Genomic DNA, 23727 nt, shown 5'->3' with positions numbered 1-23727 from the left:
CGATGGGGAAGTTCGGTGCTACCCTTTCTGGCCGATCCGGCTTTCGGTTCCGTTCCGCAACCGCCGGATATTGCCCCAATGCCGGATATAGATCAGCACCGCCAGCGCGACCCCGAGGATCAGGACCGATCCGCCATCCAGAACGATCGACCAGATCGGGGCAAAACCGGCCGCCGCAAGGGCCGCGAGCGACGAGTAGCGGAACAGCGCGGCGATGAACAGCCATGTGGCGCAGGCGGCCAGCCCGACGGGCCAGGATACGGCCAGCATGGTGCCGATAAAGGTTGCCACGCCCTTGCCGCCGCGGAACCCCAGCCAGACCGGAAAACAATGGCCAAGGAAGGCGGCGAAGCCCGCCAGTTGAACGGCGTCTTCCGCCGCAAAAGCGCGGGCCAGAAGAACCGCCACGGCCCCCTTGCCCCCGTCCAGAAGCAGGGTCAGCGCCGCCGCCTTCTTGTTGCCGGTGCGCAGAACGTTGGTGGCCCCGATATTGCCGGACCCGATCTTGCGCAGATCACCAAGGTTCATGACCTTCGACAGAACCATTCCAAACGGGATGGACCCCAGCCCATAGCCGATCACGGCCCACAGGATTAGGATGCTGGCGCTGCTGGTCAGGTCAGGCATGGTTATTCTCCGTGCACCCGGGCCCCTTCGACCCAGGTTCCCACCACCTTGCCCTGCATCCGCGCGCCGTCAAAGGGGGTATTCTTGGACCGGGACAAAAGCGTGCCGCGATCCAGAAGGAAGGGCGCGTCCGGGTCGAACAGCACCAGATCGGCGGGCGCGCCCGCCTGTAACCGCCCGCAGTCAAGTCTCAACCGGCGCGCCGGGTTCAGCGACAGGGCGCGGAACAGTTCCGGCAAGGTCAGGTGATCCCCGTGAACCAGGCGCAAACCGGCAGGCAGAAGGGTTTCAAGCCCCACCGCGCCGCTGGCGGCCTCTTCGAAGGGCAGCCGCTTGGATTCCTCGTCCTGCGGCGTATGCATGGAACAGATGATGTCGATCAGCCCACTTTTCACCGCCTCGATCACGGCGATCCGGTCATCCTCGGACCGCAGCGGTGGCGTGAATTTGAAGAAGGTCCGGTAATCGGCCACGTCGAATTCGTTCAGGGTCAGGTGGTGAATGCTGACCCCGGCCGTGATGTCCAGCCCGTTGCGTTTCGCCCGTTCAAGGGCGGGCAGGGCGCGGGCGGTCGTGATCTGGTCGGCGTGATACTTTGCGCCGGTCATCTCCAGCATGGAAATATCCCGGTCCAGCCCCATGCGTTCCGCCATCGGCGACACGTCCGGCAACCCGCGAAGCGAGGCGAACTTGCCCTTGGTCGCGACCGCCCCTCTGGACAGGCCCGGTTCCTGCACATGGCCGATGACCAGTGCGCCAAGGCTGCGGGCATAGGACAGGGCGCGGCCATAGACCTTGGTGTTTTCCACCACCTGCATCCCATCGGTGAAGGCGACCGCGCCCGCATCCATCAGGAACCCGATCTCGGACATCTCGCGCCCGTCGCGGCCCTTGGTCAGCGCGGCCATCGGCAGGACGTGGACCGGGGTCTCCGATTGGGCCCGGCGGGCGACGAATTCCAGTGTTTCCGGCGTGTCGATCGGGGTGGCGGTGTCGGGCCGGGTCACCATCGTGGTTACGCCGCCCGCCGCCGCCGCGCGCCCGGCCGAACGGAAGCTTTCCTTGTGCCGTTCCCCCGGTTCGCCAATCTGGACGCCGATATCGACGATGCCCGGCGCAAGGCAGGCCCCGGCGCAGTCCACTACATCGCCTTTGGTCATGGGCGCCGCCCTGGTGCCGCTGTCGGCGATCCGGCCATCCCGCACCAAAAGCCAGCCGGCGCTGTCGGTCAGGGCCACCGGGTCAATCAGCCGGGCATTGGTGAAAAGCGTTTCGGTCATTCTTTGTTGTCCTTCTTGGCCCGATATCGGGGCCGGATAGTCATCATCACCGGGTCCATCACGCGATCCAGATCATCACCACGACCAGCAACGCCAGCAAGACCAGAACCGCCGTCGCAACCATTCCACCGATGCGGGCGTCCGACATGGGTTTGCGGGCAGGCTCGGGCTGTAGAATGCCGTCCGCGCCGCCGTCGGGCAGGGGTTCGAAAGTGACCGGCGCGCGGTCTTCTGAAAACTGGCCCAGATACCGCAGCGCGGCGGTGGGGTGCAGTTCTGCCACATCTTCAGGAAGCGCGGCGGAGGACAGGATCAGGGCGACCTTTGCATCCTCAACCTCCAGTTTTCCAAGCGCCTCGGATGTGATCCCGTATCCATCCCTCAGGTAGCCGGTCAGCCCTAACTCTCCCAGATCGGCAAGCGCGACAATTTCGACCCGGGCCTCGTCGAGTTCTGCCAGCCCAAGTGCCGTGGCCATTGGCCCAAGATCATCCGCCGGGCCGGTTAGGGCAAAGACCCAGACCTCTCCGGGTTTGCCGGGGGTGACGGGGATGGGCTCCGTCACACCATCACCTTCCGGTTCTCGGCCTTGGCGGCGCGCAGGTTGCGGGCCAGAAGGTCCATCGCGGCCATGCGCACGGCCACGCCCATTTCGACCTGTTCCTGAATCACGGACCGGTTGATGTCGTCGGCGATGGTCCCGTCGATCTCGACCCCGCGGTTCATCGGGCCGGGGTGCATGACAATGGCATCATCCTTGGCATGGGACAGCTTCGCCGCATCCAGGCCGTAGCGGTGGAAATATTCCCGCTCGGACGGGACGAAACCTCCGTCCATCCGCTCTTTCTGAAGGCGCAGCATCATCACCACGTCCACATCCTTCAGGCCTTCTTCCATATCGTCGAAGACCTCGACTCCAAGGTCGGCAACACCAGCGGGCATCAGCGTGGGCGGCGCGACCAGCCGGACCCGGTTTTCCATTTTGCCCAGAAGCATGATATTGGACCGAGCGACGCGGCTGTGCAGGATATCGCCGCAGATCGCGACAGACAGGCGATGCAATCGGCCCTTCGCCCGGCGAATGGTAAGCGCATCCAGCAGCGCCTGCGTCGGATGTTCGTGCCGCCCGTCGCCCGCATTCAGCACCGCGCAGTTCACCTTTTGCGCCAACAGGTCCACGGCGCCTGAATTGGGGTGACGCACGACCAGAAGGTCGGGGTGCATGGCGTTCAGGGTCAACGCCGTGTCGATCAGGGTTTCGCCCTTCTTAACACTGGACGTGCCCATCGACATGTTCATCACATCCGCGCCAAGCCGCTTGCCCGCCAGTTCGAAACTGGCCTGCGTCCGGGTGGAGTTTTCGAAGAACATGTTGATCTGGGTCAGCCCCGCCAGCACGTCCTTGTGCGACACCCGATCGCGGTTTTCATTGGCGTATCTGTCGGCCAGATCAAGCAGCGTGGTAATTTCATCCGGGGCGAGGTGTTCGATCCCCAGAAGATGCTGGGCGCGGAATGCCATGTGGGTCTCCTGCGGCGGTTTCGGGGGTTATAGGCGCAGCCAGCCCCGCCCGGCAAGGGAGGGTGGGTCAAGACCCACCTTACAATTGCGCGATCCTGTGTGGCAGGTCGTCGGGGCACCCGAAAACGGCTGGCAACCTAATGTGCAGTCACTGACAATGGACACTCACTTTCCCTCTGGTGCCGCCTTGATGACCATTGGGGTCCGAGGGGCAGCCTTGCGGAAGGAGCGGCCATTCATTGGCCCGGGCCGAATAGCACCGCAGGTGCCGGCCCATCGCCAGACCGCCCACGGGGCTGGCGATTTGGCGGGACTGTGTGCATCGCTTATGCGGAGCGCGGATGTGGCAGAGATAAAGCGCAAAGCACCGGCGTTGATCGCCATCCCGCGGTCTGGCGGTGGGCCTCCTGCCAAACGTCGGGCCTTTGTGTTCGGCGTCGAATACTGTGTCCACGTGTCCGGGGATTGCCTCTCCCCCTTTGGGGAGGTTGGCGCTAGGGTGCGGGCATGGAATCGGCGGTGGAATATTGGACGGCGCGGGCCTGGCTGGAATGGCAGGTCGAACTTGGCGCGGACGAGGCGATGCTGGACGCGCCGATCGACCGCTATGCGCTGGACCCGGAGCCAGCCCGACCCGCCCCCGCGATACCTGCCGCCACGGGGGAACGGGCCCGCCCCGCCCCGCCGCCTCCGCCCGAGCCGGCCCCCGCCATCGACGCGCCCGCCGAGGCAGCGCGGCTGGCCGCCTCGGCCAAAACGGTTGAAGAGCTGGCCGAGGCCATGGCCGCCTTCGACCTGTGCGAATTGAAGAAGGGCGCGCGCAATTTCGTCTTCGCCGACGGCAACCCCGCGGCTCGCGTGATGATCATCGGTGAAGCGCCGGGACGCGACGAGGACCTTGAAGGGCGGCCCTTTGTGGGCCGGGCAGGCCAGCTTCTGGACCGGATGTTCGCCGCCATCGACATGAGCCGCGATCACCCGTCAAGTCAGCAGGGCCTTTATATCACCAACGTCATGCCGTGGCGGCCGCCGTCGAACCGGACTCCGGACGCGGCCGAAATCGCCATGATGCTGCCCTTTCTGAAACGGCATGTCAAAATCGTGGCGCCCGACGTGATCGTGCTGATGGGAAACACCCCCTGTCAGGCGGTTCTGGGCCGCAGCGGGATCACCCGGATGCGCGGCAACTGGGCCGAGGCCTTTGGCAAACCCGTCCTGCCGATGTTCCACCCCGCCTACCTTTTGCGGACCCCCGCCGCCAAGCGCGAGACATGGGCCGACCTTCTGGCGCTTCAGGCGCGATTGCGGGAGGGCGTTTCGCCGTGATCGTCGACCCGCTTATCCTTGCCGCATTCATCCCCGCCGCGCTGGCGCTGAATGTGACGCCGGGCGCAGATATGATGTTCTGCCTTGCGCAGGGCATCCGGGGTGGCCCACGGGTGGCCGTGGCCGCCTCGGCCGGGATCAGCGCGGGGGCGATGGTCAATGTGCTTCTGGCGGGCATCGGGCTGGGCGCGCTTGTGGCCGCGCATCCAAACGTCTTCGAGGCGATCCGCTGGGCCGGGGTTGCTTATCTTCTGGTGCTGGGCTGGCGGGCGCTGCGCACCCCGCTGGGACAGGCGGACGCGCCGGTGCTGCGGCAAGTCACAGCCCGCCGTGCCTTTGCCGAGGCGGTAGTGGTCAATGTCACCAACCCCAAGGTGATCCTGTTCATTCTCGCCTTCCTGCCGCAATTCGTGGACCCGGCGCGCGGTTCGGTCCTGTCGCAATTCCTGATCCTTGGCGGTGTCTTCGGGATTACCGGGTTTTGTGTGAACGCCTGCGTCGGTATCTTCGCGGGCGGCATCGGGCGGACCCTGACCGGATCACCCTGGGTCGAACGGGTGGTCCGCGCCCTGTCGGCCACGGTCTTCGGGCTTCTGGCCCTAAAACTTGCGCTGGAGGCGCGCCCGTCATGAGCCGTATCGACGAAAGCCGCGAATTCATCCCGGTCCGGATTGCCGTCCTGACGGTCAGCGATACCCGGACCCTGGCCGAGGACCGGTCGGGCGACACGCTGGTCGGACGGATCGACGCGGCGGGACACACCCTTGCCGACCGGCGCATCCTGCCGGACGAGCGGGACCAGATCGCGGCGCAGCTTCGGGCATGGTGCGCCGATCCGTCCGTGGATGTGATCATCTCGACCGGCGGCACCGGCCTGACCGGGCGCGACGTGAGTGTCGAGGCGCACCGGGATGTCTATGAAAAAGAGATCGACGCTTTCGGCACGGTCTTCACAATGGTGTCGATGCAGAAGATCGGCACCTCAGCGATCCAGAGCAGGGCAACGGCGGGGGTCGCGCAGGGCACCTATCTGTTCGCCCTTCCCGGCAGCCCGGGGGCCTGCAAAGACGCCTGGGACGAGATCCTTGTGAAGCAGCTGGATTACCGGCATATGCCCTGCAATTTCGTGGAAATCTTCCCGCGTCTGGAAGAACACAAACAGCGGACCAAGGGCTAGCCCGCTGCGCAGCCCCGCAGGTCCACGGCCGTTCCATCCGACAGGATGGTAAAGCGCAGGCCGGACCGGTCGATCGACATCGGTGCACCCGCAAGATGGACAAGATCGGCAGAGGCGGTCAGGTGGTTGCCGTCACGTGATGTTGCCGCGCCCGACACCCAGATCTCGGGATCGGCGGTTTCCATCACCACGATCTCTTCACCGTGCCCGGCGGGAATCTGGACCGATGCCGTCAGGCGCAGCCCGTCGTCGGTCGGCGCGATCTGGCATGTGACAGGCCCGGCCCCGGCCTCGGCCCCGGTCAGCGGGCGGTCGATCAGGGCGGCGGCAATCTCGGGCGACCGGTGGCGCGCGTCACCGGGCAGAACCAGATCAAACGGGACCGAGACGGGGACGCAGATGTCGTCGCAGACCCCGATTTCCAGTGTGCCGCGCAGTGTAGCGTCGGCCCCGGCATCGGGGGTGTGCAATTCCATCGGGATCACGACCGACCCGTGATAGCCGATGGTCTGCATTCCGGCCGACATGAACACCTCGGGCACTGGCCAATGCAGGGCCGCGCCATCGACGTTTTCGGACCCCGCCCAGACAATGCGCGGCGGGATCCCCGCATCCCCCGGCGCGCGCCAATAGGTCTTCCAACCTTCACCCAAGTCGATGCGGATCGCGGACATATGGGTGCCATCGGCGGTGCGCCAGCCCGGCAAAACTTCGACCGTGACAGGCACCTCGATCCCCTGCGCCTGCGCGGCGGGAGAGAAGAGGGCACAAAGGCCAAAGGCAAAGGCGCGGATCGGTGTCATCGCCGTCAACATAGGCATCCCGACGGCAAGCGGAAGTCACGTTCCGGCGAGGGCGGCGCGAGCGGCCCCTTGAACGTGGCGGCCCGGCATCACATGATTAAAGAATGAAACCGTTTTCCTCTGACCTGACCGGCAAACTTCTTATCGCCATGCCCGGCATGGGCGACCCGCGGTTCGAACACAGCGTCGTCTACATGTGCGCCCATTCCGAAGATGGGGCGATGGGGCTGATCGTGAACAAACCCGCGCCAGAAATTCGGTTTTCCGACCTTCTGGACCAATTGGGGATCAGCCGGGGCGACGGGACCCGCGACATCCGGGTGCATTTCGGCGGGCCGGTGGAGCACGGGCGGGGATTCGTGCTGCACAGTTCCGAATACCGGTCTGATGTCGGCACGCTCGAAGTGGATGAGGACACATCCATGTCGGCAACGATGGATGTTCTTGAGGATATGGCGAACGGCAAGGGGCCGAACGCATCGATGCTGGCGCTGGGCTATTCCGGCTGGGGGCCGGGCCAGCTTGAGGGCGAAATCGCCGACAACGGCTGGCTGACCTGCGATCCGCGTCCGGACATCCTGTTTGGCCGCGCTGACGAACACAAATGGTCGGCCGCCCTGAAGACCCTTGGCATTGATCCCCTGCTTTTGTCCGCGCAATCCGGCCGGGCCTGAACTGTCAGGGCGCGGCGTCGCGGTCGGCCCAGATATCCGTCATCGCGCGATCGGTCAGGCGCCGCAGCCGCCAGAGTGTGGCGACGGTGGCGATCGTTTGCCCGTTCCCCGCGCAATCCCGAACAGCAGAGGCGGCCCGCGCGACCTCTGTCAGGCCGATCTGCTGGGCCACGGCCATGATCCGACGCGCTTCTTTCTGGACAAGGTCAAAGGCGCAGGCCCGATGTTCCGCCTCGATCCGGTTCATCCGGTTGGCAAGGTCTTCCAGCGCGCGGCAGACGACCAGATCCGCGGCCTCCTTCCCAAGGTCGGCATACAGCGCATCGACAAGGTCACTGTCGATCCGCAAGGTTTCGACCGGGGCCAACCGCGTCACCGGCGGTGGCGGCATGGACGGGTCGTGATATCTGCGTCTGTCTCTTTGCATGGGACCATCTAGCGCCGGTTTGGTTCCCAATCGGTTTATCGCAGGTGCAGAAATCTCTCGAAATTCCGGAAAATGCGCCATAATGAGGCTGCAACGAATGACACCTTGGATAGAAGGGCGCCATGAAACACGCAAAACCGCTGCCGGAATACCTTGCCAAACGCTACCATGGTTGGAAGGCGACCTCCTTCGCTGAGAACCGTGGCTGGTATCGGCACCTTGCGGAAATGGGCCAGCACCCGCGTGCGATGGTCATCTCCTGCTGCGACAGCCGCGTACATGTCACCTCGATCTTTGGTGCGGATCAGGGTGAATTCTTCATTCACCGCAATGTGGCCAACCTTGTCCCCGGCTATGACCCCGATGGCGAACCGCATGGCACCTCCGCCGCCGTGGAATACGCCGTGACCGCGCTGAAGGTCGCGCATCTGATCGTGCTCGGCCATTCCGGCTGCGGTGGGGTGAAAGGCTGCTATGACATGTGCAGCGGCCACGCCCCCGAGCTTGAGGAAGCCTCGAGCTTTGTCGGGCGGTGGATGGACATCCTGCGGCCCGGCTATGACAGGCTTGCGCCCGGCGACGATGCAACGCGCACCCGCGCGCTTGAGAAAGAGGCGGTTCTCGTTTCGCTGGAAAACCTGATGACCTTCCCCTTCATCAAACAGGCGGTCGATGACGGTTATCTGACGCTCCACGGTCTGTGGAACGACATTGGCGAGGGCGGGTTGGAAGCCTACGAGCCGGACAAGGGCACCTTCGTCGCGGTCTGACGCTAGCCTTTGAAGTCGGCGGCAAGGGCATCCGCCGCGCTGACCAGCAGGCCGATATCGGTGCCGACAGCGGTGAACGTCGTGCCCAGTTCGATGCAACGGCGGGCAAAGGCCCGGTCCAGCGTCAGAATGCCCGCGGGAACGCCCAATGCGGCCAGAACCGTAATAGCCGCCTCAATCGTTTTGCGCACGTCGGGGTGGTTCGGATCGCCCGGAAAGCCCATTGATGTGGCAAGGTCGGCGGGGCCAATGAAAACCCCGTCCACGCCCGGCGTGGTGGCGATCTCTTCAATCCGGCTCAGCGCCTCGACCGTCTCGACTTGAACCAGAAGGCAGATCTGTTCGTTCGCCTTGGCGTGATAGCCCTTGATCCGGCTATAGCCGCTGGCCCGCGTGCCGCCCGCAACGCCGCGCATCCCCTCCGGCGGATACCGGGTTGCTGCGACCGCGGCCTCGGCCTCCTCCCTCGTCTGGACATAGGGGACAAGTATGGTCTGTGCCCCGAAATCCAGAATACGCTTTATCGTCACCGGATCATTCCACGCGGGGCGGACGACCGGGCTGGTTTCCGGGTGATTGCCCATCGCCTGAAGGGCGGTCAGCACGTCAGGCACATCGGTGGGCGAATGTTCGGTGTCGATCACCACCCAATCGAATCCGGCCCCGGCCAAGGCCTCGGGCGCCATCGACCCGCCGATGATGTTCCAAAGGCCGATCTGTTGCTTGCCTGCCTTCAGGGCGGCTTTGAAACGGTTCTGGGGCAGGTCCATCTTTGGCTCCGATCAGGTCTGGCGTTGGGGTGACTTTGGGCGGTCTGCGGGACAAGCGCAACACCCTCTGACCCGCCGCCCGGAATCGCCGAGGGCCGAATATGACGAAAATCCTGTCACATTCGGTGTTCCGTGACGCTATCCTGTGCCCGGAAGAGAGTTATCACATTGATAAATAATGAAATAATATGAATTTCAGGTTTCATCAAACTGTTACATTCGTTTTACATAAGCATCACAGACCGGGGCTAGACCGGCGCCAAGGTCGCAACGACGCGACCGGCCACCGAAACCAGGAGCCACCTGTGATGAAACGCACCACCCTTTCCGTATCGGTCCTTGCCCTTGCCGCGATGACCGCCACCGCCGCCACTGCCCGTGACAACGTGCAGGTTGCCGGGTCGTCCACCGTCCTTCCCTATGCGTCGATCGTTGCCGAACTGTTTGGCGAAAACACCGACCTGCCGACCCCGGTTGTCGAATCGGGCGGCTCCTCGGCCGGTCTGGCCCGCTTCTGTGAAGGCGTCGGGGAAAACACCATCGACATCGCCAATGCCTCCCGCGCGATCCGCCAGAAGGAAATCGACGCCTGTGCCGAAAACGGCGTGACCGACATCATCGAAGTGCGCATCGGCTATGACGGGATCGTCTTTGCCAGCCAGAAAGACGGCCCGGCCTACGATGCCTTCCAGCCCGCCGACTGGTATCTTGCCCTTGCCGCCGAACTGCCCGTTGACGGTGCGATGGTTGCCAACCCGAACACCACCTGGGCCGAAGTGAATGGCGACTTGCCGGCCGAAGAAATCCTGGCCTTCATTCCGGGGACCAAGCACGGCACCCGCGAAGTGTTCGAGGAAAAGGTCCTGCTTCAAGGCTGCGAAGACACCGGCGCGCTGGCCGCAATGGAAGCCATGGGCATGGATGAAGATGCCGCCGAAGCCGCCTGTATGGCCGTTCGCGCCGATGGTCGTTCCATCGACATCGACGGCGATTACACCGAAACCCTTGCCCGCGTTGACGCCAACGCCAACGCGCTGGGTGTGTTCGGGCTGGCCTTCTATGAAAACAACACCGACAGCCTGAAGGTTGCCACCATGGGCGGCGTCGCGCCGTCGACCGAAACCATCGCTTCGGGCGATTACCCGGTGTCGCGCCCGCTGTTCTTCTACATCAAGGCCGCCCACCTTGGCGTGATCCCTGGCCTGAAGGAATACGCACAGTTCTTCATGGCTGACGAAATCGCCGGTCCCGATGGCCCGCTGGCCGCCTATGGCCTCGTGTCCGATCCGGAACTGGCCGCGACCCAGGCGATGATCGAAGCCGAACAGACCATGGGCAACTAAGCCCACACCGGGGCGGCGGCATGTGTCGCCGCCCCAATCTACGACCAACCGGACCGGAGCAACCATGCCCGCACAATGGACCCTGATTGCCGTGCTCGCCATCGCCGTGGCGGGCTATTTTCTTGGACGGTCCCGTGCGCTGAGCGGCGCGGGGGGCGACATAAGGCAGCTGCATTCTCTGCCCGGTTACTATGGCTACAACGTTGCGCTGACGGGGCTTGTCCCGGCGCTTCTGGTGCTTGGGGTCTGGTCCTTCCTGCGGATGCGTGGGGTCATGGCCGGGGGAACCCTTCTGCCGACGCTGCTGATCCTTGCGGTCTCGCTTGGCCTGACCTTCCTTGCCCTGTCGCGGACCGGTCCGGCCTTCCGGGCCCGCAACGCGGTTGAACGCGGCATTCTGTGGCTGCTGATCGGCGCGGCCTCGATCGCGATCCTGACCACGCTGGGGATCGTCCTGTCGCTGATCTTCAACACGGTCGAATTCTTCCGGCTCTACCCGGCGGCGGACTTTTTCTTCGGGACGGTCTGGCAACCCTCCTTCGGGGGCGGCTCCAGCCTTGGCATCCTGCCGCTGCTTTGGGGGACGCTCTATATTTCGGCCATCGCCTTGGCGGTTGCGGTGCCGATTGGCCTGTTCGCCGCCTTCTACCTGTCCGAATATGCGGGGCCAAAGTTCCGGGCCATTGCCAAGCCGCTTCTGGAAGTGCTCGCCGGTATCCCCACCATCGTCTACGGCCTTTTCGCGCTTCTGACGGTTGGTCCGCTGCTGCTGACTGTCTTTGGGCCGGACGGCGCGGGCTGGATGCAGGGCGGTACGGCGGTGATGACGGCCGGGCTGGTCATGGGGATCATGCTGATCCCCTTCGTGTCGTCCCTGTCCGATGACATCATCAACGCGGTGCCGCAGGCGATGCGCGACGGGTCGCTGGGCCTTGGCGCCACCAAATCGGAAACCGTGCGGCATGTGGTTCTGCCCGCCGCCCTGCCGGGGATCGTCGGGGCCATTCTTCTGGCTGCCTCGCGCGCCATCGGTGAAACCATGATCGTCGTGTTGGGGGCAGGGGCCGCCGCCCGCCTGTCGTTGAACCCCTTCGATGCCATGACCACCGTGACCGCCAAGATCGTCAGCCAGCTGACCGGCGACAGCGACTTTTCCTCGCCCGAGGCGCTGGTGGCCTTCTCGCTTGGGATGACCCTGTTCGTCATCACGCTGGGGCTGAACGTCCTCGCCCTCTACATCGTGCGCAAATACCGGGAGCAGTACGAATGACCGACACCGACGCAAATGCCCCGCGCCGCAAGTCGTCGTTGCTGGAGCTTGACGCCCGCACGCGCAAACGCAATGCGGCCGAGATCCGGTTCAAGGCCTATGGGCTGATCGCCATCGGCATCGGACTGGCCTTCCTGCTGGCGCTGATGGTGGCGATCATTTCGAACGGCACCCGTGCCTTTACCCAGACCTTCATCACCGTCGAAATGACCCTGACCGCCGAGGAGATCGAAGCGGCAGAGGCATCGGTTCTTAAGACCGGCAAATACAAAGAGATGGTCGGCACCGCGATCGAAACCGCGTTGACAGGCGCGGGTATTGAAACCGACATGGACCAGAAGACCCTGCTTCTGATGCTGTCCTCCTCTGCCGGGGCGGACCTGCGGGACTACGTGCTGGCCAACCCCGAGATGCTGGACCAGCCGCTGACCTTTGATTTCCTCGCCTCCAGCCGTGTCGATGGCTACCTCAAGGGCCGGGTCACGCGCGAGTCGCTGTCCGAGGACAAGAACCTTGATGCCGCGCACCTGGACCTTGTGGACCAGATGCGGGACGCAGGCATCGTGGACCGCCGCTTCAACTGGCGGTTCATCACCGGGGCTGACGCATCCGAAAGCCGACCCGAGGCTGCGGGGATGGGCCTGTCGATGATCGGTTCGCTGTTCATGATGCTTGTCGTTCTGGCCTGCGCCCTGCCCATCGGGGTGGCCGCATCGATCTATCTGGAAGAATTCGCTCCCAAGAACCGGTTCACCGACCTGATCGAGGTGAACATCTCGAACCTCGCTGCCGTGCCGTCCATCGTGTTCGGTATCCTTGGCCTTGCCGTGTTCATTCAGGTTGCGCATCTGCCGCAGTCTGCGCCGCTTGTGGGCGGGCTGACCCTGACGCTGATGACCCTGCCGACCATCGTGATTTCGACCCGCGCCAGCCTGAAGGCCGTGCCGCCGTCGATCCGCGATGCGGCGCTGGGCGTGGGTGCGTCGAAGATGCAGGCGACGTTCCACCACGTCCTGCCGCTGGCGATGCCGGGCATCCTCACCGGGACGATCATCGGGCTGGCGCAGGCGCTGGGCGAAACCGCCCCGCTGCTGCTGATCGGGATGGTCGGCTTTATCGCCACCAACGCGCCGGAAACACTGGCTGACGGGTTCCTTGCGCCGAATTCGGCCATGCCCGCGCAAATCTACGAATGGGCCAAGCGGGCCGACCCTGCCTATTACGAACGGGCCTGGGGCGGGATCATTATCCTGCTGGTGTTCCTGCTGGCCATGAACTTTGTCGCCATCCTTCTGCGCCGCCGGTTTGAACGGCGTTGGTAGGATTGGCAGGGACCGATACGATGAAAGACACGAAAGTGACGGAAAGGGCAGTCCAGATGGACGATATCAAGATCTCGGCCCGCGGGGTGCAGGTCTATTACGGCGACAACCACGCCATCAAGGATGTGAACGTGGACATCGCCGACAAGACCGTGACTGCCTTCATCGGCCCGTCCGGCTGTGGCAAGTCCACCTTCCTGCGCTGCCTGAACCGGATGAACGACACGATTGACGTCTGCCGGGTCGAAGGCGACATCCTGCTGGACGGCGAAGACATCTATGACCGCCGCGTGGACCCGGTGCAGCTGCGCGCCAAGGTCGGCATGGTGTTCCAGAAACCGAACCCCTTCCCCAAGTCCATCTATGACAACGTGGCCTATGGTCCGCGCATTCACGGGCTGGCCCGCAACAAGGCGGACCTGGACGAGATCGTGGAAAAGGCCCTGCGCCGCGGCGCCATCTGGGACGAGGTGAAGGACCGGTTGCACGCGCCGGGTACTGGCCTGTCCGGTGGTCAACAGCAACGCCTGTGCATCGCCCGCGCCGTCGCCACCGAACCCGAGGTTCTTTTGATGGATGAACCCTGTTCGGCGCTTGACCCCATCGCCACAGCGCAGGTCGAGGAACTGATCGACGAATTGCGCACCCGTTATTCCGTGGTGATCGTGACCCATTCGATGCAGCAGGCCGCGCGGGTCAGCCAGCGCACCGCCTTCTTCCACCTCGGCAATCTTGTCGAATACGGCGATACCGACCAGATTTTCACCAACCCCGAAGACAGCCGGACCGAAGCCTATATTTCCGGCCGGATCGGGTAGGAGTTCAGGACATGAACGACAGACATATTTCCTCTGCATATGACCGCGATCTTGAAGCCATTCAGGCGCTTGCCATGAAAATGGGCGGGCTGGTCGAGGCCGCGATCCTTGACGGGGCGCAATCGCTGGAAACCCGCGATGTGGAACTGGCCGACAAGGTCCGCAAGGGCGACAAGGCCGTTGACGCGCTGGAACAGCAGATCAACGACGAGGTGGCCCGCACCATCGCCCTTCGTGCGCCCGTGTCCAAGGACCTGCGCGTTCTTCTGACCGTGCTGCGGCTGGCGGCCAGCCTTGAACGGGTCGGCGACTATGCCAAGAACATCGCCAAACGCACCAGCGTGCTTGTCGATATGCGCCCCATCGCCGGGTCCGACGCCGCCATCCGCCGCATGGCCCGCGAAGTGCAGGGAATGCTGCATGACACGCTGGATGCCTATCTGCGCGGGGACGAGGTTCTGGCCGAAAGCGTCCGCCAGCGGGATCTGGACGTGGACCAGATGTATAACGCGCTGTTCCGGGAATTCCTGACCTTCATGCTGGAAGACGCCCGCAACATCACCCCCTGCATGCACCTGCATTTCATCGCCAAGAACGTGGAACGCATGGGTGATCTGGTGACCAACATGGCCGAACAGGTGATTTATCTCGTCACCGGCGAAATGCCCGAGGAAACCCGGCCCAAGGGCGACAACACGGCCTATGCCACCGGGGCCGAATAGTATGGCCGCCCTCGCACCCCATATCCTTGTGGTCGAGGACGAACCGGCCCAGCGGGAAATGCTGATCTACAACCTCGAAGCCGAAGGGTTCCGCGTGTCGCAGGCCCCGAACGGGGAAGAGGCCAAGCTGCTGGTGGCCGAGGATGCGCCGGACCTGATCGTTCTGGACTGGATGATGCCGAACCTTTCAGGGATCGAGCTCTGCCGCCAACTCAAGACCCGGTCAGAAACGCGGGCCATTCCGATCATCATGCTCTCGGCCCGTTCGGAAGAGGTGGACAGGGTGCGCGGGCTCGACACGGGGGCCGACGATTATGTTGTCAAACCCTATTCCGTCACCGAACTGATGGCCCGGATCAAAAGCCAGCTGCGCCGGTCCCGCCCCGCGACCATGGGCGAGGTGCTGACCTACGAAGACATCACGCTCGACGCCGAAAGCCACCGGGTGACCCGTGCAGGCAGCCCTGTGAAGCTTGGTCCGACAGAGTTTCGCCTGCTGGCCACATTCATGGAAAAGCCGGGCCGGGTCTGGTCGCGTGAACAGCTTCTGGACCGGGTCTGGGGGCAGGACATCTATGTCGATACCCGGACGGTCGACGTGCACGTCGGGCGGCTGCGCAAGGCGCTGGGCAAGGACGCGGGCGACCCGATCCGAACGGTGCGTGGCGCGGGCTACGCGCTGGGCTGATCGTCAGGCGCTGATCCGCGTGCCCGCATCGGGCAGGATGGCGCGGACATGGCTGGCAATCGCCGTGTCCTGCGCCCCGGTGCCGGTCAGATCGCAGATCGTGATATCATCCTCGGACTGGCGGCCGGCCTTGGCGCCGGTAATTACCTCGCCCAGTTCCGGCGGCGTCACCCCGGCCAGCAGCCCGGCCGCGCGGGCGGCTTCCAATTCGCCCGACACCTCGCACTGGCTGACCCGGTCGCAGACATACAGATCGGCGGCGGCGATGGCGGCGGGGTCGATCTCGTTCTTGCCTTCCTGATCGGACCCCATGGCGGTGATATGCAGCCCCGGATGCAGCCATTCGGCCCGCAGCACCGGGGTTCGGGCGGGCGTGGTTGTCACCACCAGCTGGCTTTGCGCGACCAGGTCCGCAGGATCGGCCATCGCCACGGCCTCTATTCCCAGCGCGTTGGACAGATCGGCGGCACAGCCGCGGGCCTTGTCCATGTCGCGGCCATGAACCAGCACGCGGTCAAACGGGCGGACCAGATGCGCGGCCTGCAGTTGCAGCCGGGCCTGAACCCCGGTGCCGATCACCCCGGCGGTTTGTACCAGCTTCGGGGCAAGATGCCGCGCCGCGACCGCCCCGGCGGCAGCGGTGCGGATGTCGGTCAGGTACCCATTGTCCAGATAGACTGCTTCGACCAGCCCGGTCTTTGCCGAAAACAGGATCATCAATCCATTCAGGCTGGGCAGGCCGATCTTCGGGTTGTTGAAGAACCCCGGGCTGACCTTGATCGCAAAGCCATCGAAGCCGGGGATATAGGCGGTTTTCACGTCCACCTCTCCGTTCGCTTGCGGCAGGTCCATCGACAAGATCGGCGGCATGACCACCTCGCCGGAGGCCAGCGCGGCAAAGGCCCGTTCGATCACGTCGACCGTGGTCAGGTCCAGGGATACAGCCGCGCGCAATTGCGCCTCGGTCACGATCTGGATGTCATGCGCCATAGGTCCGTCCTTTCACCGTCACATCCCCCAGAACTACATCGGCGCCGCCGATGATCTGGTGGAACCGCTGCATATCAAGATTTCGGCCGGTGATAATGGTTCCGACCGGCCCTGTGGGCTTGACCTTGCCCGACAGGATCGCCGCCAGCCCGACAACCGACGCGCCCTCGGCCACCAGCCGGTCCTCGAAGAACAGCACTTGCATCGCGTTACGGATTTCTTCTTCGGTGACCAGAACTGTCGCATCCAGCAGGTCGCGACACACCGGAAAGCTTAGCCGGTTTTGTAACCCGATCCCGCCGCCGAGGCTGTCGGCAAGGCTGGGCACCTCTGCCACCTCCACCGGATGGCCCGCAACAAGAGACGCGTGCATCGCCGCGCCCCGGTCCATCGTCACGCCGATTACCCGCACATCCGGGTTCGCGGCCTTTGCGGCCACCGCAACCCCGGCGGCCAGCCCCCCGCCCGACAGGGGAACAAGGATCGTGTGCAGGTCCGGGCGGGCTTCCATCATCTCGGCCCCGATGGTGCCCTGGCCCGCGATGACGAATGGATCGTCGAAGGGCGAGATTTCAACCAGCCCCTCCGCTTCGACCAACCGCTGGCTTTCGGCCATTGCTTCGTCCTGGCTCTGGCCAATGATGCACACCTCGGCCCCAAGGGCGCGGATGCCATCCACCTTGGCCTGCGGCACCAGTTCCGACATGCAGATCACCGCCCGCATCCCGCGTAGGGCGGCAGCATAGGCCACACCCCGCCCGTGATTTCCGGTGGAACAGCAGGTAACCCCCGCGGTGCTCGCGGGCAAGGACAGGACCGCGTTCATGGCGCCCCGCAGCTTGAAGGCCCCGATCGGCTGGGCGATTTCCAGCTTCATCATGAAATCATGCCCGGCCACGCGGGTCATGAAGGGGGAGGGGATGAATGGCGTTGCATCCGCACGGCCCTTCAGCCGGATGCGGGCATCTTCGATCATGGCGAGTAGCTCTGTCATGCCCGCACCATGCCGGGTTTGGCAGGCGGGCGAAAGGCACTGGGACGCCGTTCCGGGGGCGGTTTTCGACGCGAACGTGTCTTTGTTGACGCTAGGTGAAGGTCCCGCCCTGGACCCAAGGGGTCGCAATTATTTCCAGATCCCCTAGATTCCAAACAACCAACGGACAGAGGTACGCATGAAACTGATCGTCGATGGAATAGAACGTGAGGTAGATGTCGAACCCGACATGCCCTTGCTGTGGGTGCTGCGGGACGAGTTGGGCATCACCGGCGTGAAATACGGCTGTGGCGTTGCCCAATGTGGGGCTTGCACCGTGCATCTGAACGGCGAGGCCGTGCGATCCTGCCAGACCCCCGCCGCCGATGCCGAAGGGGCCGAGGTGCTGACGATCAACGGTTTGGGCACACCGGATGCGCTGCACGCGGTGCAAGAGGCGTGGATAGACCATCAGGTCGCGCAATGCGGCTATTGCCAGTCCGGTCAGATCATGCAGGCCGCCGCCCTTCTTGCGGAAAACCCGGACCCGACCGACGCCGATATCGACGACGCCATGTGGGGGAACCTGTGCCGGTGCGGCACCTACCCCCGCATCCGGGCCGCGATCCATACCGCCGCCGCCAAGCTGAAGGAGGCCTGAGATGAGCCGTTTGCGCACCATCACCCGGCGTGGGTTCCTGATCGGCTCTGCCGCCATCGCGGGCGGGGTCGCCTTTGGCGTCTATTCCGCGCGTACCCCCTATGCCAACCCGCTGCTTGATGGGCTGGCCGAGGGCGAGGCATCCTTCAACCCTTGGGTTCTGATCCGCGCGGACGGGATCACCCTGATCACGCCCCATGCGGATAAGGGGCAGGGGGTCACCTCGGCACAGGCGGTCCTGATCGCCGAGGAAATGGACCTTGAGATGGGCCAGTTCGACGTCAGCTTTGGCGCCCCCGATCCGGCCTATTACAACACGGCGCTGACGTCCGAGGCCGTCCCCTTCATGCCGACAAACGAAAGCTGGGGCGCGGAAACAGTGCGTGATGCGCTGGGCGGCGTGGCCAAACTTCTCGGGATGCAAGGAACGGGTGGGTCCTCCGCCATGCCTGACAGTTTCGACAAACTGCGCCGCGCTGGGGCGATTGCGCGGGAAACGCTGAAACTGGCCGCTGCGAAGGAAACGGGCGTCGCGGTCGAAGATTTGCGGACCGAAAGCGGCGCAGTTGTCCTGCCAGACGGGACGCGGCTGGACTATGCCGCGCTGGCCTCTGCCGCGGCAGGTGTTGACCCGGTGCAGGATGTCACACTGCGGGACCCCGCCGAATGGCGGCTGATCGGCAAACCGACCCAGCGGGTCGATATCGTCGCCAAGTCGACGGGGACCATGACCTATGGGATCGACCTGAAGGTCGACGGAATGGTGCACGCCGCCGTCCGCACCAACCCCCGGCAGGGCGGCGCCCTACTGTCCTATGACGACAGCGCCGCGCGCGCCATGCGCGGGGTCAGCGACGTGCTGGAAATCCCCGGCGGGATCGCGGTCATTGCCGACAATACCTGGCGGGCGATCCGCGCCGCCGAGGCGGTCGAGGTGGATTGGGGTCCGGCCCCCTATCTGGCCGAGCAGGATGACCATTGGACCGCGCTTGCCGACGCCTTCAACGACGACCAGCTCGACAAGACCTGGCGGGACGAAGGCGACACCAGCGCCACGATCGTCGCCGCTACGGACGTGGTTCAGGCGGAATACCGGTCGCCCTATGTTGCCCACGCCCCGCTTGAGCCGCTCAACGCCATCGTTCGGGTGAACGACGACAGCACCGATGTCTGGACCGGGCACCAGATGCCGCAGATCCTACAACGGCAGGTCGCCGCGATTACCGGACAAGCGCCTGACCAGATCCGGTTTCACAACCAGTTCATCGGCGGCAGCTTCGGCCACCGGCTGGAACTGGAGTATCTGAAACACGCAACCGCCATCGCCGTGCAGATGCCCGGCATCCCGGTCAAGCTGACCTACAGTCGGGAAGAGGATTTCGCCCACGACTACCCCCGCCATCCTGCCATCGGGCGCGGGCGCGGCGTGGTCGCAAATGGCCGGGTCGAGGCGATGGAGGTCGATATCGCCGCACCATCGGTCATGGCCTCGCAAATGGGGCGGATCGGCATGAATATCCCCGGTCCGGATTCCCAGATCACGTCGGGCGCATGGAACAATCCCTATGACATCCCCAACCTGCGCGTCCGGGGTTTTCGGGCCGAAGGGCTGGCACCCGTGTCGTCCTGGCGGGCGGTGGGCGCGCCGGGGGCCGGGTTCATCTTCGACAGTTTCCTTGACGAATTGATCCACGCGGCCGGAGCCGACCCGCTTGACGAACGGATCAGGCTGATGGGCCACGAGGCTTCGCGCAAGGTGCTCGAAACCGTGGGCGAGATGGCGTCGTGGTCCGGCCCGCTTGGCAACGGCAAGGGGCGCGGGGTAGCCTTTGTCGAAAGTTTCGGCGTGCCCTTCGCCCAGATCATCGAGGTCACAGCCACCGACCGGGGCATCAGAATCGATGATGTCTGGGCGGCCTGCGACGTGGGCACCGTGGTGGACCCGGTCAATTTCGAAGGGCTGGTGCAGGGCGGGATCGTCTTTGGCCTTGGCCATGCGATCAATTGTGAAATCACCTATGTCGATGGGATGGCCCAGCAGCAAAACTACTACGACCACGAGGCGATGCGGATCTGGCAAGCGCCGCGCATCCACGTCCGGGGGCTGGAGAACGGCACCAAGGTGCGCGGGATTGGCGAACCCATGGTCCCACCCGCGGCCCCGGCGTTGGCCAACGCGATCTTCGCGGCCACAGGGCAGCGCATCCGCGAGATGCCGTTCAACAAGCACATAGATTTCGTCTGACCAGGGGCCGCCATGACACAGAACATTCCTTCCGCTTCCGGCTTTGGCAGCCTCCGCTTCGGGGCGATGATGATGGGGGTGGCCGCCGTGCTGCACCTTCTACTGGTGCCCTTCGCAGGCCTGTCGGAACTGACCCTTGTGGGGCTGGCGCTTGTCGCGGGCGCGATCCTTTGGACCGGGTGGCGCGGGCCGGGCTGGCTGGTGATGCTGGCGCTGATCGTTGCGACGGGCGTCGAACTTTCTCGACTGGGCGGCGGCGTTGTCCACGATCTCCTGATCGGCGGGGTGGTTCTGGCCGATCTTGGCGCGATCTTGTCGGTCTTTGTCGCGCTCTGGAAAGGACGGGCGGCGCCGACGTGATCGCAGCGCCGCCCGGAAAACTGTTGAACCTCAGGTGAATTCGGGCTGCCGTGCCTGTTCCCGCAGCACGAACTTCTGGATCTTCCCGGTTGAGGTGCGCGGAATCTCGGTGAAGACGAACCGCCCGGGCACCTTGTAGGGCGCCAGTTGCGACCGGCACCACGCGCGCAGCGTTTCGGAATCCGCTTGCTGGCCCGGCTTTAACTCGACGAACGCGCAAGGCGTTTCACCCCATTTGTCATGCGGCATGGCAACCACGGCTGCCGTGCTCACGGCGGGGTGCCGGTACAGGGCCTCTTCCACCTCGATGGACGAGATGTTTTCGCCGCCGGAAATGATGATGTCCTTGGACCGGTCCTTCAGCTGGATATAGCCGTCCGGATGCCGGACCCCCAGATCGCCGGAATGGAACCAGCCGCCTTCAAAGGCCTTCTGCGTGGCCGTGGGATTGCGGAAATAGCCCTTCATCACGACGTTGCCGCGGAACATCACCTCGCCCATGGTCTGCCCGTCACGCGGGACCGGTTGCATGGTGTCGGGGTCCAGAACATCCAGCCCCTCCAGCGGCAGATAGCGGACGCCCTGACGGGCCTTCAGTGTCGCCTGTTGGTCCGCAGGAAGATCGGACCAGTCGCGGTGCCAGTCGTTGACGACTGCGGGGCCATAGGTTTCGGTCAACCCGTACAGGTGGGTCACATCGAACCCCGCCTCTTTCATTGCTGCCAGAACGCTTTCGGGCGGCGGGGCGGCGGCGGTGAAGAACTGCACCGTATGCGACAGGTCGCGCTTGGCGTCGTCGTGGGCGCCGATCAGTAGCGACATGACGATAGGCGCACCACACAGATGGGTAACTTCCTCTTCCGCCAGCGCCGACCAAATCGGCTCGGCCCGGACCTGCCGCAGGCAGACGTGGGTGCCCACGATGGCCGACAGGGTCCAGGGGAAACACCAACCGTTGCAATGGAACATCGGCAGGGTCCAAAGGTAGACCGCGTGCTTTTTCATCGACGTGGTCAGCGCGTTACCCTGCGCCAGCAGATAGGCCCCCCGGTGGTGAGACACGACCCCCTTCGGGTCGCCAGTGGTGCCCGAGGTATAGTTGATCGAAATCGCGTCCCATTCGTCTTCTGGCATCAGCCAGTCGAAGTCGGGGTTGCCCCGGGTCAGGAAGACCTCGTAATCGGCGACCTCTACTTCCACGCGGGGCCCGTCATATTCGGGATCGTCCACCTGAATGACCAGCGGCGCAACCTGGGCCAGTGCCAGCGCCTCTTGCAGCAGGGGCATGAATTCGCTGTCGACGATGACGATCTTCGCCATCGCGTGATCCAGTTGGAACGCGATGATTGCGGCATCCAGACGGGTGTTGATCGAATGCAGAACCGCGCCACACATCGGCACGCCGTAATGACATTCCAGCATGGCCGGGGTGTTGGGCAGAAGCGCCGAGACCGTGTCACCACGGCGGATTCCGTTCTTCGTCAGGGCCGAAGCCAGACGGCGGGACCGGGCGTAGAATTCGGCATAGCTGCGGCGCAGGGCGCCGTGAACAATGGCGGTGTGATCGGGAAAGACGGTCGCGGCCCGTTCCAGAAAGGTCAGCGGCGTCAGCGGCTGGTAGTTGGCGGGAGTCCGGTCAAGATCGGTGTTGTAGGGGTTTGTCATCGGTCAGGCGTCCTGCCACTGGGGGCTGCGTTTTTCGATGAAGGCACCGATGCCTTCTTCGGCGTCACGGGCCAGCATGTTGTCGACCATCACCTGGCTGGCATAGTCATAGGCATCGGCCAGACCCAGTTCCCGCTGGGCGTAGAACGCGCGCTTGCCGGTCGCCAGCGTCATGCTGGATTTCGACGCGATCTTGGCGGCCATCTCCATCGCGGTCCGGGTCAGGTCTTCGGCCGGGACAACCCGGTTCACCAGCCCGATTTCTTCGGCCCGGGCGGCAGTTGTCATATCGCCGGTCAGCAGCATTTCCATCGCGTGCTTGCCAGACACGTTGCGCGACAGCGCGACCATCGGGGTGGAACAGAACAGCCCGATGTGGACCCCCGGCGTGCTGAATTGCGCCTCTTCGGCTGCAACCGCAAGATCACAGCTTGCGACCAGCTGGCAGCCAGCGGCGGTGGCGATCCCGGCAACCTCGGCGATCACCGGCTTGGGGCAATTGACGATCGCCTGCATGACGCCGGAACATTGGGTCATGACCTTGGTGAAATAGGCGCGGCCGCGGTCCGGCCCGGCGCGACCGGCGGTCATTTCCTTCAGGTCGTGGCCTGCGCTGAACGCCGGACCATTTGCGGCCACGACGATCACCCGGACCTTCGGGTTTTCCCCGGCCTCGGCGAATGCCTCGCCAAGGCTGGTCAACATCGCCTCGGACAGCGGATTGCGCCGCCGCCCGTCGTTCAGGGTCAGACGCAGGATGCCGGTGTCATCAAGGTCACGCAGCAGGATGTCGCTGGTTTGCACGGGGAAAATCCTTTTCAGGGTCAGAGAACGTTGACCTCGACGCTGTCGGCCAGCGTATTTGCGATAAAGCAGTAGCGGTGCGCACGGTCCTGCATCTCGGCCATCTGGTCATCGCTGACCGAGAATCCGGTGTCGAAACGGACGACCGGATGCAGGTCGATTTTCGTGACCGACATCTGCCCCTTGGGGTTCTTGCCCAGATGGGCGACCGCGTGGTCGTGATAGCTTGCCACCGGCCAACCGGCCTTGGCGCAAAGCGCAAGGAAGGTCATCATGTGGCAGCTGGACAGGGCCGAGGCCAGCGCCTGTTCGGGGTTGGTGTTGGCGGGATCGCCGCCCCAATCAGGGGCGGCATCCACCATCACGTCGAAATTGCTGTTGTACTGAACCGTGTGTTCGGCCGAATAGGCGTTGGGCTTGAATTCGGCTTCGGCACGGTGCCAGTGCAGCTGGATCGAAAGATCGGACATGTCGTGATGGTCCTTGTTCTG

26 protein-coding genes are annotated in these 23727 nt (G+C 64.2%); 14 read left to right on the top strand and 12 right to left on the bottom strand.

Annotation, left to right across the window (positions count from 1 at the left end; genetic code table 11):
* Positions 1-18: 18 nt before the first annotated feature.
* Genes plsY through U3648_RS13290 form a run of 4 tightly spaced genes read right to left on the bottom strand, consistent with a single transcriptional unit; the run spans position 19 to position 3428 of the window.
* Complete coding sequence (gene plsY / locus U3648_RS13305) at positions 19-627, bottom strand: glycerol-3-phosphate 1-O-acyltransferase PlsY (protein ID WP_420859719.1); 609 nt, start codon at positions 625-627, stop codon at positions 19-21.
* Between the two features lie 2 nt (positions 628-629).
* Entirely contained in the window at positions 630-1907 is a 1278-nt protein-coding gene (gene pyrC / locus U3648_RS13300; RefSeq protein ID WP_420859718.1) for a dihydroorotase, read from the bottom strand.
* A 58-nt stretch (positions 1908-1965) separates the two neighbouring features.
* A complete protein-coding gene (locus tag U3648_RS13295) occupies positions 1966-2472 on the bottom strand; it encodes a hypothetical protein (RefSeq protein ID WP_420859717.1) in 507 nt (168 codons plus the stop codon).
* Positions 2469-3428, bottom strand: a complete 960-nt coding sequence (locus U3648_RS13290) for an aspartate carbamoyltransferase catalytic subunit (protein ID WP_129684103.1) — start codon at positions 3426-3428, stop codon at positions 2469-2471. The genes U3648_RS13295 and U3648_RS13290 overlap by 4 nt, the downstream gene beginning before the upstream one ends.
* Before the next feature lie 507 nt (positions 3429-3935).
* Between U3648_RS13290 and U3648_RS13285 the strand changes: the two genes are divergently transcribed.
* The 3 genes from U3648_RS13285 to moaB are packed head-to-tail and all read left to right on the top strand — an operon-like array spanning position 3936 to position 5931.
* Complete coding sequence (locus U3648_RS13285) at positions 3936-4754, top strand: uracil-DNA glycosylase (protein ID WP_420859716.1); 819 nt, start codon at positions 3936-3938, stop codon at positions 4752-4754.
* Positions 4751-5386, top strand: a complete 636-nt coding sequence (locus U3648_RS13280) for a LysE family translocator (protein WP_420859715.1) — start codon at positions 4751-4753, stop codon at positions 5384-5386. Before U3648_RS13285 ends, U3648_RS13280 begins: the two co-directional genes overlap by 4 nt.
* A complete protein-coding gene (gene moaB, locus U3648_RS13275; protein ID WP_420859714.1) occupies positions 5383-5931 on the top strand; it encodes a molybdenum cofactor biosynthesis protein B in 549 nt (182 codons plus the stop codon). Before U3648_RS13280 ends, moaB begins: the two co-directional genes overlap by 4 nt.
* Here the strand turns inward: moaB and U3648_RS13270 are convergent.
* A complete protein-coding gene (locus U3648_RS13270) occupies positions 5928-6734 on the bottom strand; it encodes a protein-disulfide reductase DsbD domain-containing protein (RefSeq protein ID WP_420859713.1) in 807 nt (268 codons plus the stop codon). The genes moaB and U3648_RS13270 overlap by 4 nt on opposite strands.
* Before the next feature lie 104 nt (positions 6735-6838).
* Here U3648_RS13270 and U3648_RS13265 point away from each other — a divergent pair, with 104 nt between their 5' ends.
* Entirely contained in the window at positions 6839-7408 is a 570-nt protein-coding gene (locus U3648_RS13265; protein ID WP_420859712.1) for a YqgE/AlgH family protein, read from the top strand.
* A 4-nt stretch (positions 7409-7412) separates the two neighbouring features.
* Here U3648_RS13265 and U3648_RS13260 read toward each other — a convergent pair whose 3' ends face one another.
* A complete protein-coding gene (locus U3648_RS13260; protein ID WP_420859711.1) occupies positions 7413-7799 on the bottom strand; it encodes a hypothetical protein in 387 nt (128 codons plus the stop codon).
* Between the two features lie 158 nt (positions 7800-7957).
* Between U3648_RS13260 and U3648_RS13255 the strand changes: the two genes are divergently transcribed.
* Complete coding sequence (locus tag U3648_RS13255) at positions 7958-8605, top strand: carbonic anhydrase (protein ID WP_420859710.1); 648 nt, start codon at positions 7958-7960, stop codon at positions 8603-8605.
* 2 nt (positions 8606-8607) lie between these two features.
* Here U3648_RS13255 and U3648_RS13250 read toward each other — a convergent pair whose 3' ends face one another.
* The gene (locus tag U3648_RS13250; RefSeq protein ID WP_420859709.1) at positions 8608-9375 is read right to left on the bottom strand and encodes an aldolase/citrate lyase family protein; all 768 of its coding nucleotides are present in this window, start codon (positions 9373-9375) and stop codon (positions 8608-8610) included.
* A 308-nt stretch (positions 9376-9683) separates the two neighbouring features.
* Between U3648_RS13250 and U3648_RS13245 the strand changes: the two genes are divergently transcribed.
* The 6 genes from U3648_RS13245 (at position 9684) to phoB (ending at position 15538) form a co-directional block, all read left to right on the top strand.
* Positions 9684-10718: a substrate-binding domain-containing protein gene (locus U3648_RS13245; RefSeq protein ID WP_420859708.1), complete on the top strand. Its 1035-nt coding sequence runs from the start codon at positions 9684-9686 to the stop codon at positions 10716-10718.
* 64 nt (positions 10719-10782) lie between these two features.
* Positions 10783-11988: a phosphate ABC transporter permease subunit PstC gene (gene pstC / locus U3648_RS13240; RefSeq protein WP_420859707.1), complete on the top strand. Its 1206-nt coding sequence runs from the start codon at positions 10783-10785 to the stop codon at positions 11986-11988.
* On the top strand, positions 11985-13310 hold the full coding sequence (pstA, locus tag U3648_RS13235; RefSeq protein WP_420859706.1) for a phosphate ABC transporter permease PstA: 1326 nt from the start codon (positions 11985-11987) through the stop codon (positions 13308-13310). Before pstC ends, pstA begins: the two co-directional genes overlap by 4 nt.
* A gap of 20 nt (positions 13311-13330) precedes the next feature.
* Complete coding sequence (gene pstB, locus U3648_RS13230) at positions 13331-14128, top strand: phosphate ABC transporter ATP-binding protein PstB (RefSeq protein ID WP_420859705.1); 798 nt, start codon at positions 13331-13333, stop codon at positions 14126-14128.
* Positions 14129-14139: 11 nt separating this feature from the next.
* On the top strand, positions 14140-14850 hold the full coding sequence (gene phoU, locus U3648_RS13225) for a phosphate signaling complex protein PhoU (RefSeq protein ID WP_129684073.1): 711 nt from the start codon (positions 14140-14142) through the stop codon (positions 14848-14850).
* A 1-nt stretch (position 14851) separates the two neighbouring features.
* Positions 14852-15538, top strand: coding sequence for a phosphate regulon transcriptional regulator PhoB (gene phoB, locus U3648_RS13220; RefSeq protein ID WP_420859704.1), 687 nt, complete (start codon positions 14852-14854; stop codon positions 15536-15538).
* 3 nt (positions 15539-15541) lie between these two features.
* Here the strand turns inward: phoB and U3648_RS13215 are convergent, their stop codons facing one another.
* Entirely contained in the window at positions 15542-16528 is a 987-nt protein-coding gene (locus tag U3648_RS13215) for a cyclodeaminase (protein ID WP_420859703.1), read from the bottom strand.
* Positions 16518-17522 (bottom strand): hydroxyectoine utilization dehydratase EutB, encoded by a 1005-nt coding sequence (gene eutB, locus U3648_RS13210; RefSeq protein WP_420859702.1) that lies wholly within the window; start codon positions 17520-17522, stop codon positions 16518-16520. The genes U3648_RS13215 and eutB overlap by 11 nt, the downstream gene beginning before the upstream one ends.
* Positions 17523-17700: 178 nt before the next feature.
* Here eutB and U3648_RS13205 point away from each other — a divergent pair, with 178 nt between their 5' ends.
* From U3648_RS13205 to U3648_RS13195, 3 genes are read left to right on the top strand one after another with little or no spacing between them, the layout of a single operon-like run.
* Positions 17701-18162: a (2Fe-2S)-binding protein gene (locus tag U3648_RS13205; protein WP_420859701.1), complete on the top strand. Its 462-nt coding sequence runs from the start codon at positions 17701-17703 to the stop codon at positions 18160-18162.
* Between the two features lies 1 nt (position 18163).
* Positions 18164-20407 (top strand): xanthine dehydrogenase family protein molybdopterin-binding subunit, encoded by a 2244-nt coding sequence (locus U3648_RS13200; protein WP_420859700.1) that lies wholly within the window; start codon positions 18164-18166, stop codon positions 20405-20407.
* A 12-nt stretch (positions 20408-20419) separates the two neighbouring features.
* Positions 20420-20767 (top strand): hypothetical protein, encoded by a 348-nt coding sequence (locus U3648_RS13195; protein WP_420859699.1) that lies wholly within the window; start codon positions 20420-20422, stop codon positions 20765-20767.
* A 30-nt stretch (positions 20768-20797) separates the two neighbouring features.
* Here the strand turns inward: U3648_RS13195 and U3648_RS13190 are convergent, their stop codons facing one another.
* The 3 genes from U3648_RS13190 to U3648_RS13180 are packed head-to-tail and all read right to left on the bottom strand — an operon-like array spanning position 20798 to position 23706.
* Complete coding sequence (locus tag U3648_RS13190) at positions 20798-22432, bottom strand: acyl-CoA synthetase (protein WP_420859698.1); 1635 nt, start codon at positions 22430-22432, stop codon at positions 20798-20800.
* A gap of 3 nt (positions 22433-22435) precedes the next feature.
* Complete coding sequence (locus U3648_RS13185; RefSeq protein WP_420859697.1) at positions 22436-23236, bottom strand: enoyl-CoA hydratase; 801 nt, start codon at positions 23234-23236, stop codon at positions 22436-22438.
* Positions 23237-23256: 20 nt separating this feature from the next.
* Positions 23257-23706, bottom strand: a complete 450-nt coding sequence (locus tag U3648_RS13180) for an OsmC family protein (protein ID WP_420859696.1) — start codon at positions 23704-23706, stop codon at positions 23257-23259.
* Positions 23707-23727: the final 21 nt, after the last annotated feature.

Origin of the sequence: Marivivens marinus (genome assembly GCF_035969385.1) — a bacterium.
GTDB lineage: Bacteria > Pseudomonadota > Alphaproteobacteria > Rhodobacterales > Rhodobacteraceae > SELP01.
Note: the sequence above shows the minus strand (reverse complement) of the source record. Positions and strands in the feature narration are given on the sequence as shown.

Excerpts from the sequence above, each read along its gene's own strand:
- U3648_RS13270 (WP_420859713.1), bottom strand. The coding sequence starts at position 6,734 with ATGACACCGATCCGCGCCTTTGCCTTTGGCCTTTGTGCCCTCTTCTCT.
- phoB (WP_420859704.1), top strand. The coding sequence starts at position 14,852 with ATGGCCGCCCTCGCACCCCATATCCTTGTGGTCGAGGACGAACCGGCC.
- U3648_RS13195 (WP_420859699.1), top strand. The coding sequence starts at position 20,420 with ATGACACAGAACATTCCTTCCGCTTCCGGCTTTGGCAGCCTCCGCTTC.
- U3648_RS13245 (WP_420859708.1), top strand. The coding sequence starts at position 9,684 with ATGAAACGCACCACCCTTTCCGTATCGGTCCTTGCCCTTGCCGCGATG.
- phoU (WP_129684073.1), top strand. The coding sequence starts at position 14,140 with ATGAACGACAGACATATTTCCTCTGCATATGACCGCGATCTTGAAGCC.
- U3648_RS13200 (WP_420859700.1), top strand. The coding sequence starts at position 18,164 with ATGAGCCGTTTGCGCACCATCACCCGGCGTGGGTTCCTGATCGGCTCT.
- pyrC (WP_420859718.1), bottom strand. The coding sequence starts at position 1,907 with ATGACCGAAACGCTTTTCACCAATGCCCGGCTGATTGACCCGGTGGCC.
- pstB (WP_420859705.1), top strand. The coding sequence starts at position 13,331 with ATGAAAGACACGAAAGTGACGGAAAGGGCAGTCCAGATGGACGATATC.
- plsY (WP_420859719.1), bottom strand. The coding sequence starts at position 627 with ATGCCTGACCTGACCAGCAGCGCCAGCATCCTAATCCTGTGGGCCGTG.
- U3648_RS13205 (WP_420859701.1), top strand. The coding sequence starts at position 17,701 with ATGAAACTGATCGTCGATGGAATAGAACGTGAGGTAGATGTCGAACCC.
- U3648_RS13250 (WP_420859709.1), bottom strand. The coding sequence starts at position 9,375 with ATGGACCTGCCCCAGAACCGTTTCAAAGCCGCCCTGAAGGCAGGCAAG.
- U3648_RS13285 (WP_420859716.1), top strand. The coding sequence starts at position 3,936 with ATGGAATCGGCGGTGGAATATTGGACGGCGCGGGCCTGGCTGGAATGG.
- moaB (WP_420859714.1), top strand. The coding sequence starts at position 5,383 with ATGAGCCGTATCGACGAAAGCCGCGAATTCATCCCGGTCCGGATTGCC.
- pstC (WP_420859707.1), top strand. The coding sequence starts at position 10,783 with ATGCCCGCACAATGGACCCTGATTGCCGTGCTCGCCATCGCCGTGGCG.
- U3648_RS13290 (WP_129684103.1), bottom strand. The coding sequence starts at position 3,428 with ATGGCATTCCGCGCCCAGCATCTTCTGGGGATCGAACACCTCGCCCCG.
- U3648_RS13180 (WP_420859696.1), bottom strand. The coding sequence starts at position 23,706 with ATGTCCGATCTTTCGATCCAGCTGCACTGGCACCGTGCCGAAGCCGAA.
- U3648_RS13265 (WP_420859712.1), top strand. The coding sequence starts at position 6,839 with ATGAAACCGTTTTCCTCTGACCTGACCGGCAAACTTCTTATCGCCATG.
- U3648_RS13260 (WP_420859711.1), bottom strand. The coding sequence starts at position 7,799 with ATGCCGCCACCGCCGGTGACGCGGTTGGCCCCGGTCGAAACCTTGCGG.
- U3648_RS13215 (WP_420859703.1), bottom strand. The coding sequence starts at position 16,528 with ATGGCGCATGACATCCAGATCGTGACCGAGGCGCAATTGCGCGCGGCT.
- pstA (WP_420859706.1), top strand. The coding sequence starts at position 11,985 with ATGACCGACACCGACGCAAATGCCCCGCGCCGCAAGTCGTCGTTGCTG.
- U3648_RS13255 (WP_420859710.1), top strand. The coding sequence starts at position 7,958 with ATGAAACACGCAAAACCGCTGCCGGAATACCTTGCCAAACGCTACCAT.
- eutB (WP_420859702.1), bottom strand. The coding sequence starts at position 17,522 with ATGACAGAGCTACTCGCCATGATCGAAGATGCCCGCATCCGGCTGAAG.
- U3648_RS13190 (WP_420859698.1), bottom strand. The coding sequence starts at position 22,432 with ATGACAAACCCCTACAACACCGATCTTGACCGGACTCCCGCCAACTAC.